7 protein-coding genes and 1 pseudogene are annotated in these 9132 nt (G+C 33.0%); 3 read left to right on the top strand and 5 right to left on the bottom strand.

The annotated features are described in order from the left end of the window. Positions 1 to 750: 750 nt before the first annotated feature. Positions 751 to 987 (top strand): hypothetical protein, encoded by a 237-nt coding sequence (locus L1283_RS27870; protein WP_088160833.1) that lies wholly within the window; start codon positions 751 to 753, stop codon positions 985 to 987. An 8-nt stretch (positions 988 to 995) separates the two neighbouring features. Here the strand turns inward: L1283_RS27870 and L1283_RS27865 are convergent, their stop codons facing one another. The 4 genes from L1283_RS27865 to L1283_RS27850 form a co-directional block, all read right to left on the bottom strand. Beyond that, positions 996 to 1676, bottom strand: a complete 681-nt coding sequence (locus tag L1283_RS27865) for a hypothetical protein (protein ID WP_088160832.1) — start codon at positions 1674 to 1676, stop codon at positions 996 to 998. A gap of 206 nt (positions 1677 to 1882) precedes the next feature. Then, positions 1883 to 3343, bottom strand: a complete 1461-nt coding sequence (locus L1283_RS27860; protein ID WP_198386063.1) for an SIR2 family protein — start codon at positions 3341 to 3343, stop codon at positions 1883 to 1885. Then, the gene (locus tag L1283_RS27855) at positions 3340 to 3888 is read right to left on the bottom strand and encodes a toll/interleukin-1 receptor domain-containing protein (RefSeq protein WP_088160830.1); all 549 of its coding nucleotides are present in this window, start codon (positions 3886 to 3888) and stop codon (positions 3340 to 3342) included. Before L1283_RS27855 ends, L1283_RS27860 begins: the two co-directional genes overlap by 4 nt. Before the next feature lie 23 nt (positions 3889 to 3911). After that, a complete protein-coding gene (locus L1283_RS27850) occupies positions 3912 to 4523 on the bottom strand; it encodes a TIR domain-containing protein (RefSeq protein ID WP_088160829.1) in 612 nt (203 codons plus the stop codon). Between the two features lie 758 nt (positions 4524 to 5281). Here L1283_RS27850 and L1283_RS27845 point away from each other — a divergent pair. Further along, positions 5282 to 5989: pseudogene (locus L1283_RS27845) on the top strand (NAD(P)/FAD-dependent oxidoreductase); the annotation flags it as partial. A 53-nt stretch (positions 5990 to 6042) separates the two neighbouring features. After that, positions 6043 to 7236, top strand: coding sequence for an IS256 family transposase (locus L1283_RS27840; protein WP_286768322.1), 1194 nt, complete (start codon positions 6043 to 6045; stop codon positions 7234 to 7236). Positions 7237 to 7513: 277 nt separating this feature from the next. Here L1283_RS27840 and L1283_RS27835 read toward each other — a convergent pair whose 3' ends face one another. Further along, a complete protein-coding gene (locus L1283_RS27835) occupies positions 7514 to 8341 on the bottom strand; it encodes a phosphatase PAP2 family protein (protein WP_286768323.1) in 828 nt (275 codons plus the stop codon). Between the last annotated feature and the right edge of the window lie 791 nt (positions 8342 to 9132).

Raw genomic sequence — 9132 nt, 5'->3', positions numbered from 1 at the left:
GCCAGTATGGCAGTTGAATAACAGCTTTAAACGCACTACGCATCCCTAATTCTAATTCAATTTTGAGGGGTCAGCTTGTTCAAGTATATCCAGTCTATTATAATGTTTCTAATCTGGTCGTTTTCATCGGAAAAGGAAATCCAAATACAGTCGCCATTGACGGCTGGTAAAAATTTAGTTTGCATTAATAAAGTTTATGTTTACTAAGATAACAATGATTTTTTTAATAAGTGTAAACGTGCGCTGTACAATATTCTTGTGGTCAACATGCCCTATTTAACACATCAAGTTTCTATTTGTGTCTCCCTAAGTTCATTTCTTAAATGTGCTATTTTCGATTTACCCTCAATCAAGATTATTTCTCAAACCACGGAAAACTATTCACCTGTTTTACAACACGTTGATAAAGCCACCTTACATCGAATTAGTACCCAATTCTCTAGAGGCGAACTAGGATCACTATTATACACGGCAGACAAAACATCTAGCTTGACTGAATGATGATTTTATCCAAGTAACATCATGATGCACAAAATTGCAAAGAGCTGAACTAAATTTGTAATATACAAAAATAATTATCTAATTGATTTAATAAAACAACATTTCATTTTTCGGTCAAAAAGAATAAATGATGATTCAGAATAGTATTCTAAAGCAGCAGAAATTTGAAAATACATTTTTCAATCTTTAAACTTACTAATCTTAGATATAAATTCTATTGACATATAAATTTTCAAAAACCAAAAATTTATGAGTAGTGATAGAGATTACTTTAAAATATCTTACAACGAGTATATAGCATTGATTAATACAGATTACGAAAAAGATTCAAGCTTTGACCTCTGTTCCATTTCAATCGTTGAAGTGATCAAAACTTTTCACCATAATCGATCGGACTTAAATCACTACCGTATAAGCATCTATCATAGATCAAACTCTTTTTCGCCTCGTTTTGAGCAAAATTTGAAGAATTTTTTGGAAGCATAGAGCTAATTTTATTTCAATAAGTTTATTCCCTTAAAATCCCAATATTCATCCTGAAGGATATCTCTTTTACTTTTAATTTCTTCGACTAACTGGAGTACCTCTTCTGTAAAAACAGATTCGCCAAGATTCATTTCCACCTCTGTTTGAATCTTCCAGAGAGAATACGAAATCGTTTCAAGCTGATTTTTAAAAAACTCAATCCGCTCTTGACTAAGGTCATTATTTTCTCCCTCAATCCACTCCTCCAAAGAATATTTTTCCAAATCAAGAACATAGCTTTTTCCGGATTCAAATTGAAAGCCTAAATTTTGAGCAACTTTTAAAGACGCCTCGTAATTTAAATCGATCAATTGTGAACTATCGATGCTTATCGATTGTTTCTCTCTAGTCTGAGACAGGTATGGCAATATGATTTCCCTCATTGACTTTGTCAAAAGGCCTCTCTTTCTAAAATTAGGTGAGATGTACCAATGGAGATCATAAATCATATCATAAACTATCCCAACGTATAAACCGTCATCATTTTTGATAAAAAAACAAGGAAGTGGATCGAACTGAACTCCATTTTTGGTTTTTTCTAACCACACTTTTGCAATGTCAACATTCTTCTTCAATTCTCTTCTATGAATAGATGCTGATTCCCCTGTATTTGCATCATCCAGAATTTCTTGTAAATTTTCCTCTGTCATTGAGCACTATTTATAGGTTTAGTAGATACTTCAAAACTTTTAAATCGATCGAGACATCAAAGAATTTTTTCTTTTCGATCATTATCAAGTAGGCAATCATAACCTACAATTATAAATTTTAATATACCCTCGTTACCTAATATCAGTTCATTCTGTTTAATACTTGAGACCACAGCACCTCATTGTATACAAAACTCAAACGCCTTCTAAACCTTCTGTAATATATCTATTGTTTCGATAATTTTATCCGTTAAAGAATTTATAGAAAGATTTTCTTCTCCCAAATCCCTAATCTTAGAATATAATTCATTGTTGTCAGGATAGTAAGATGGAAGATCATTAACGACTGTCTCCCATAATTCCTTAGCTACTGACCCCGTGACACCAACAGGGATTGGAATGATATTGTTTTTTAAACAAATATCGAACTCTTCCAGCATTCCATCAGCTTTAACGATATCATTTCCTTCCTTTTTGTTTCCAAAAATAAAAATAGCGATTCCAGCCATTGAAATCATTTCATTTCGATTAATGGTACGCATTTCTTCTAAACTTAAACTTCCAGTTTGAACTTGAGGAAAAGGTCTCAAAATTAATAGATCATCCAAACTTCTAAAATTTGAATTTAACTTATAATCCAACGCACCATTAATTACAATACTCCCAATACCAATACCAAAACCTGATACTATTTTATATTTTTTGCTCGCTAATTTATAGCTCAAAGAGTGCACAAAATTTTTAGCATTTTCCTCACTAAACGGTGTATAATCATCTGAAGCTCCGGAAATGAAAATATTCTTTCTTTTAATCCTTTTTTCTATCTCAGAAAGAATGTCAGTTATTTCTGAATATGATTTAACAAGAATTGCCTTAATTCCATAACGTCGCAGGTCTTCAATTTTTAATTCTTGTCTGATATGGGCATACATGTAATCTTGATGATTTTCCTCTGGCTTTTTTCCCCCATCCTTGAAGTCATCCTCATTGACCTCTTTGAAAAAACAAAAATGGGTTGGTGTATTATCTCGTAATAATATCCTTATTCTACTTAATATATATTCAAGATTGGGATCATCAAAACTAAAACCAATAAAAAGGAAAGTTTTAGAAAGCAAATCGCCCCTTAATGCAGTAGAAAATAGCTCCTTCTTATCGTTATATGTTTCATAATCGTCTTTTGTCAAAACCGCTTCATCCGGAGAGTCTTTATCGCCATGCATCTTATATAAAATTGCATCTTTCTTCTTTATGTTGCTACCAAAATCTACATTGCGTATTTTTCTTTCAACAGTCTTCCCATAAGATTCTAAAGTTTTTTCTATTAATTGGTCATAATTAGTTGTCCAGAAAGTATCAATGTCTAAGCGAGAGAGAATAAAATGATTTTCACTGCCCTTACTAAGTGAGGTAAATTCATTCTTAATTTTTTCATTTATCTTACCTCTATTGAATTTATTTGTATGATATTGTGCAATTGAAATAAGATCATGCTCTTTTTTTATATCCAGTTTCAACTCTTCTGCAAGATCTTTCAATAATCCTTTCCAATCAACAAAACCAAGAGCAGCAGAAAGCCCGGCTCCAGCAAAAATGGCAGCATCTCCGTTGTTAATTTCTGTTATATATTGATTTATAAATAGTTTTTGCTCTGCTGTAAATTTCATTTTTGTAGCCATTTTTGTAATGGTATCCTTGATCCTTTATGCTCAACGTAATAAGTTCCAGGCACGAATGTATATTCAGAAGTTATGATAGGATAAATTTTTAAGTATTCAGATCCACTGAAAATATTATCTTCCTTTTCTGTAATAGGCATAATGGCTATATTTTCACCATATTTAAATGCATCTCCGTATCCCAGTTCCCAATTGCACCATCTCGAGCGTATAGCTTGTTCAGTTGCTAACAATATAAATTTTTCATTTTCTCTGATCTTTTCCTTAATTCTTGTAGCCGTATATTCATTCGTATTGGCAGGTATGCCCGAATCAAGCCAATCGACATATACGTCCACGCCTAGTTTATTAAGAAGTACAATAGCTTGCTGAATAATGTCCTTTTCATCATGCTTATGTGAAAGGAATACTGACGTCTCGTAAGAAAACTTTTTCCGTTCCCTTTTTTTCTCAGCTTGATTTTTTAGTTGAACAGATTCATTTAAGCTGCTAGCAACACTTGATAAAAGTTTTTTAGATAGTAAATTTTTCACGTGAATAGTTTAATAAATGCCCCTTAACTTATTTTACATAATTTGTAGTCCCATAAATTTTTACTCTTCATATATGCATTTTCAATATATTTTGCTGGATCCGTTAGAAAATCATCTTCTTCGATAATAGAAAAGTATGAGCCAGTCAATTGATCGAATGTTTTACAAGTTTTACAAGTGTACCTATCATTAGTTATTAAATTAAGACGATTATTTTTAATTATGTCAAATAGATAATTAGTATCCAAATATCTTGAAATACAACCATCTTGATTTTTCCTCCTTGAAACAATCCAATCATAATTACCATTTACTTTCATAATGACACCTAATATTCCATTTGTTTTTGACGCTCTCCCATCCCGGCTAATCTCTTTTAAAGAATATTCAATTTCCCACTCTATCCAATCGCTTTTTATCATATTAGGGGATATTATAACTATGGTCACCGATGTTCCATAAATCATATCTTTTAGATTGTTTTTTATGTTTTCCACCGAAGTAGTAACCAAATTAGGAGAGTCTGCAGTTTCCCCTCTATAATATTCAGCGTCCTTCCCTAACTTATCAATAATTTTATCCCGTAATCCCCTAGCCTCGCTATATTTGTAGGAAATAAAAGTCTCTCTTGCCATTTTCTAATAAAAAATATTAAAACCTATAGAATTAAGCATAGTTTAGCAACACACTTTCATACGAAAACCGCAACTCTATTACCTTAAACGAATATAATTAATAAAAATATCCCCGGTTACTAAAATAATCGCTGGAATTGAAATTCAAACAAGTTTTATGGCTACTACTATACTTTCACTAAGATAAGAAAAATTTTAACACATTTAAATAGTCAAATACACCAAAATTTTACACTAAATGTGTGTATACGTTGAATAAAATTCATATATAAGCCTGGCAATAAAATCAATATCCTCTTCCAATGTTTCAGAAAATCTCTCTAATGTTTTGGAAGGCATTCTTAATCTCTTTGTTTTACATTCGATGAATATTTTCTCGTTATCTGACAAGACAATCCAATCAGAGGTCTTGAGTGAATTCCGTTTGTATTCAAATACGATCTCTTCAGAAATAGTATATTCTTTCCCTTGACTATTTTTATTGAGAATTACGCCAACATATCTTTCAAAAGACTTACCAAAAGGATTAGCCAAATTGCATTCAGATTCTTAAATCTTAGTAATATAATAAACCTCTGAAAGTAGTTCCAAAAATTGTGATTAGAAAAGCACAAAGAATAGAAAATCAATTTTAAAAAAAAATAGATTTGATAATCGACTATTTCGACGAATTATTCGGAAGTTTTATTTCACATAGATTCTTATTTTTTTTGCTCTAATTTTGATTTCAACACATATGATAATAGATTAACATTACAATGAAAACAATCGAAAACGAGTTCGTAAAATGCGTAATTATTGGCTCTGGTCCAGCAGAATATAAAGCAGCAATTTATGCCGCTCGCGCAGATCTTTCTCCTGTTATGTTTACTGGGATGACTCCGGGAGGACATCTGACTCAAACTACTGAAGTTGATAATTTCCCTGGATATCCTCAAGGAGTAACTGGACCAATTCTGATGGAAGATCTCAGAATGCAAGCAGAAAGGTTTGGCACAGATATACGATTTGGATATGTAACTAAAGTTGACTTTTCAAAAACAGACGGCAATCATATATTGGAAATCGACGGATAAAAGAAAATTATTGCACAAACAGTAATAATTGCAACAAACGCAACAGCTAAATGGTTAGGTTTAGAATCGGAAGAAAAATATAATGGATTCGGTGTATCTGCCTGCGCTATATGTGACGGTTTCTTTTTCAAAGGACAAGATGTTGCAATAGTCGGGGCTGGAGATACTGCCGCGGAAGAAGCTACTTATTTTTCAAAGATTTATAATAAAGTTCACATGTTGGTTAGAAAAGATGAATTTAAAGCATAAAAAGCAATGTTCGCTAGAGTGATGGCCACATCAAATATTGAAGTACATTTGAATACGGAAGTTCAAGAAATACTTGGCGATGGAAGAGCAGTCAATGCTGTACTTGTTAAGAATAATATTAGCCACGAAAAAGAGACTGTAAAATAGACTGTGTCAAGGATAATAAATAGAAGTATTATTTTTGACATAGTATTATGAATATTAAAGAAAGCGATTTTGATTTTGAGTCCATGAAGGATAAAGCCCTGAAACAGTTAGGGAGCGGAGAATCACTTTATGGCAATAACGGAGCTTTTGCTCCATTAATGAAAAAGTTTTTAGAAGCAGCGTTAGAAGCAGAGATGGAGAGCCACATGGACGCGGCTCAGCGCTCCAGTGGTAATCGGCGTAATGGCAAGTCCATTAAGCAGATCCGAACTTCGGAGGGTACGATCGATATTGAAACACCCCGTGACCGTCAATCCAACTTCGAGCCCCAGCTCGTTAAGAAACGTGAGACTATCTTAGCTGAGAGCCTTGAGAAGAAGATTTTGGGTATGTATGGGCTCGGTATGAGTTTGCGTGATATTTCGAATCACATCAAGGAAATGTACGATACGGACATCAGCCACAGTACGCTTTCTTCCATTACCGATAAGATCATTCCTGAGGTCAAGGAATGGCAATCAAGAAGCCTGGATTCTCTTTATACGATCGTGTGGATGGATGCCATGCATTACAAGGTTAAAGAAGACCATCGTTTTGTTTCTCGAGCAGTATACAATATCCTTGGCGTTGATCGAAAAGGGCACAAGCATTTACTGGGGATGTATGTTTCGGAAAATGAGGGTGCTAACTTTTGGCTGAGCGTACTGACCGATTTACAGAACCGGGGTGTGGAGGATATCTTAATCGCCTGTATCGATAATCTAAAAGGCTTTTCTGAAGCGATACAGAGTGTTTTTCCCGACACTGAAGTACAGACCTGTGTCGTGCACCAGATCCGTAATAGCTTAAAGTATGTGACCAGTAAGGACCAAAAGGAATTTATGAACGACCTAAAACCAGTTTACCGAGCCGATACATTGGATCTTGCCGGACTGCGGATGGATGAACTTCAGGATAAATGGGGTGAAAAGTATCCGGTGGTCATCGACTCGTGGCGGCGTAACTGGGATCGTCTGACCATCTATTTCCGATACGATAAATCCATCCGAAAATTGATCTACACCACCAATACGATCGAAGGATTCCATCGCCAGGTCCGTAAGGTCACTAAAACCAAAGGTGCGTTCACTTCAGACTTGGCGTTATTGAAATTGGTTTATTTAGCACATAAAAACATTAAGAAAAAATGGACGATGCCACTGGCCAATTGGGGAACTACGGCACAGAAATTAGCAATTTGATTTTCGGGAAGAATGGTGTTAGATTTGCAATAAGCAAAGTGGCTGAATTACCTTCTCGCGAGGAGGTAATTCAGCCAATGACACAGTTTATTTTACACTCCCACGAAATATACTATTCCCATATCTGGAATCTTTATTGCTATTGGTGTAAACCTTTCTTTCTCTTGACATAACTCTGTTAAGTTGTTAAATTCTCTTACCTTAATGTTCACTCCAGTCTAACAATTTTACTTCCTCAGAAATATACCATCTGTTAATTCCACAATTTTTAAAAATGTCACCTTTTAATATATCTCATCAAAAGAATAAATGACGAAACAAACAAACTTAAACAAGAAAAATAAAAGATAAATAAATTACTATTTACAATTTTAAAAATCCCAAATACAATAGATCCAAAAAATAGAGCAATAAATAATGGATAGTTTTCTCCTTTACCAATCCAATTCCACATTCCATATCTTTTAATAAATAAAATCCCTAGTATTCCAGAAATATAGCCTATAATACTTCCGAATAAAACATCTAATAAGAAATGAGCTCCTACCGCGACTCGCGTTAGACATAATATAATTCCTAAACAAACAATAAATGACGTCCAAAGAAGCTTAAAATACTTATCTGCAGGCATTAAAACTAAAAGAACAACAGTCAGGACAGTAAAAATTGTAATCGAATGCCCAGAAGGAAGACTATTGCTTCCATAATATGCTTTACCTATAATCACAAAACTATTTTCATGAAACGCTGATGCTGGTCTTGGAACTTTAAATAACCATTTCAAAGGGGAGCATATTAAACCAGAAATAATACTAGCTGATATAAGTGCTTCCCATAATTTAGGTATATAAACTAATAAAGGTGTGAGTAAGGAGAGAAAAATAAAAGCATCTCCTAGTTGTGTCAGATTGTATTGAATTAGTGGAAATTTTGCTAATTCAAAATTTAGGTAAAAAAAAGCTTCCTTCTGAATTTCTATATACGAATTAATAGAAAAAGCATCATTTAAATAAATATAAATGGTTATTATTAACAGTAGAATAAGTGGCAAATAAAGATAAGTGAGTTTTACTCTATTTACATTTAAAACGGTTTTTTCTTTCATTGTTTGATTAATCTTAAAATATTAGGCTTAAAAATTTTAAATACTTATTCTTATCCAAATACACCAGTAATCTTGTCTAAGAATAACTTTACACTGCGTTTATGAAAATTTTAATGTCTTATCCCTCTATAGTGTAAATAGGTATGTTTTATTTGAACAATAAAAGCTATAATCAATGCTATTAGAATTACAATTATAAAAAACACCATGAGTGGAGATCTTTTTCTTCTCTTATAGTGATTAGGAACACTTTTTACAACATTTCTTTTCCTTTTTTTAGTAGGAGATTGTCTTCGATAATACTTCTGCTTTTTTTTCATTCCAATTTTCAGATGTTAAAGCATTCTGTTATTTAATAATAATAAATCGATGATTTCGTGTAGAAGACATTGCTAAGGATATTCGTTATCAGACGACCGCCAATTACTATATTACTTTCAGGAAAATAGCATGCTTCAGAAAATAAATAGCAGGATGCCAAAACCAGTAATGACCTTGTTCTTAATATTGAATTTTATGATTATGCCAAACACAATGTATATCGCTAGTTAACATTTAAAAATCAAGCTTGCCCATATCTCGTGAACAAAAAAGGTAAGGAATAAAAGAAAGTAGTATAAGGTAGGAAGAATCAAATATTGCTTGATGACATTGATTAATCTTTTGGCATCACGCAGTAAGAAATCAAAAGTAATATCACTTGCGTCCTAAACGTTTAAAAAGTGGCGGCGTTTGGATATAGCAAAGTTGCTATATTTAAATTGCAAAATTATAACACACCACCATGATAA

The sequence above is a fragment of the Sphingobacterium sp. HSC-15S19 genome (assembly GCF_050433745.1).
In the GTDB taxonomy this organism is placed as follows: Bacteria; Bacteroidota; Bacteroidia; order Sphingobacteriales; family Sphingobacteriaceae; genus Sphingobacterium; species Sphingobacterium siyangense.
The sequence above is the reverse complement of the archived record's forward strand: the minus strand, read 5'-3'. Positions and strand labels throughout refer to the sequence as shown.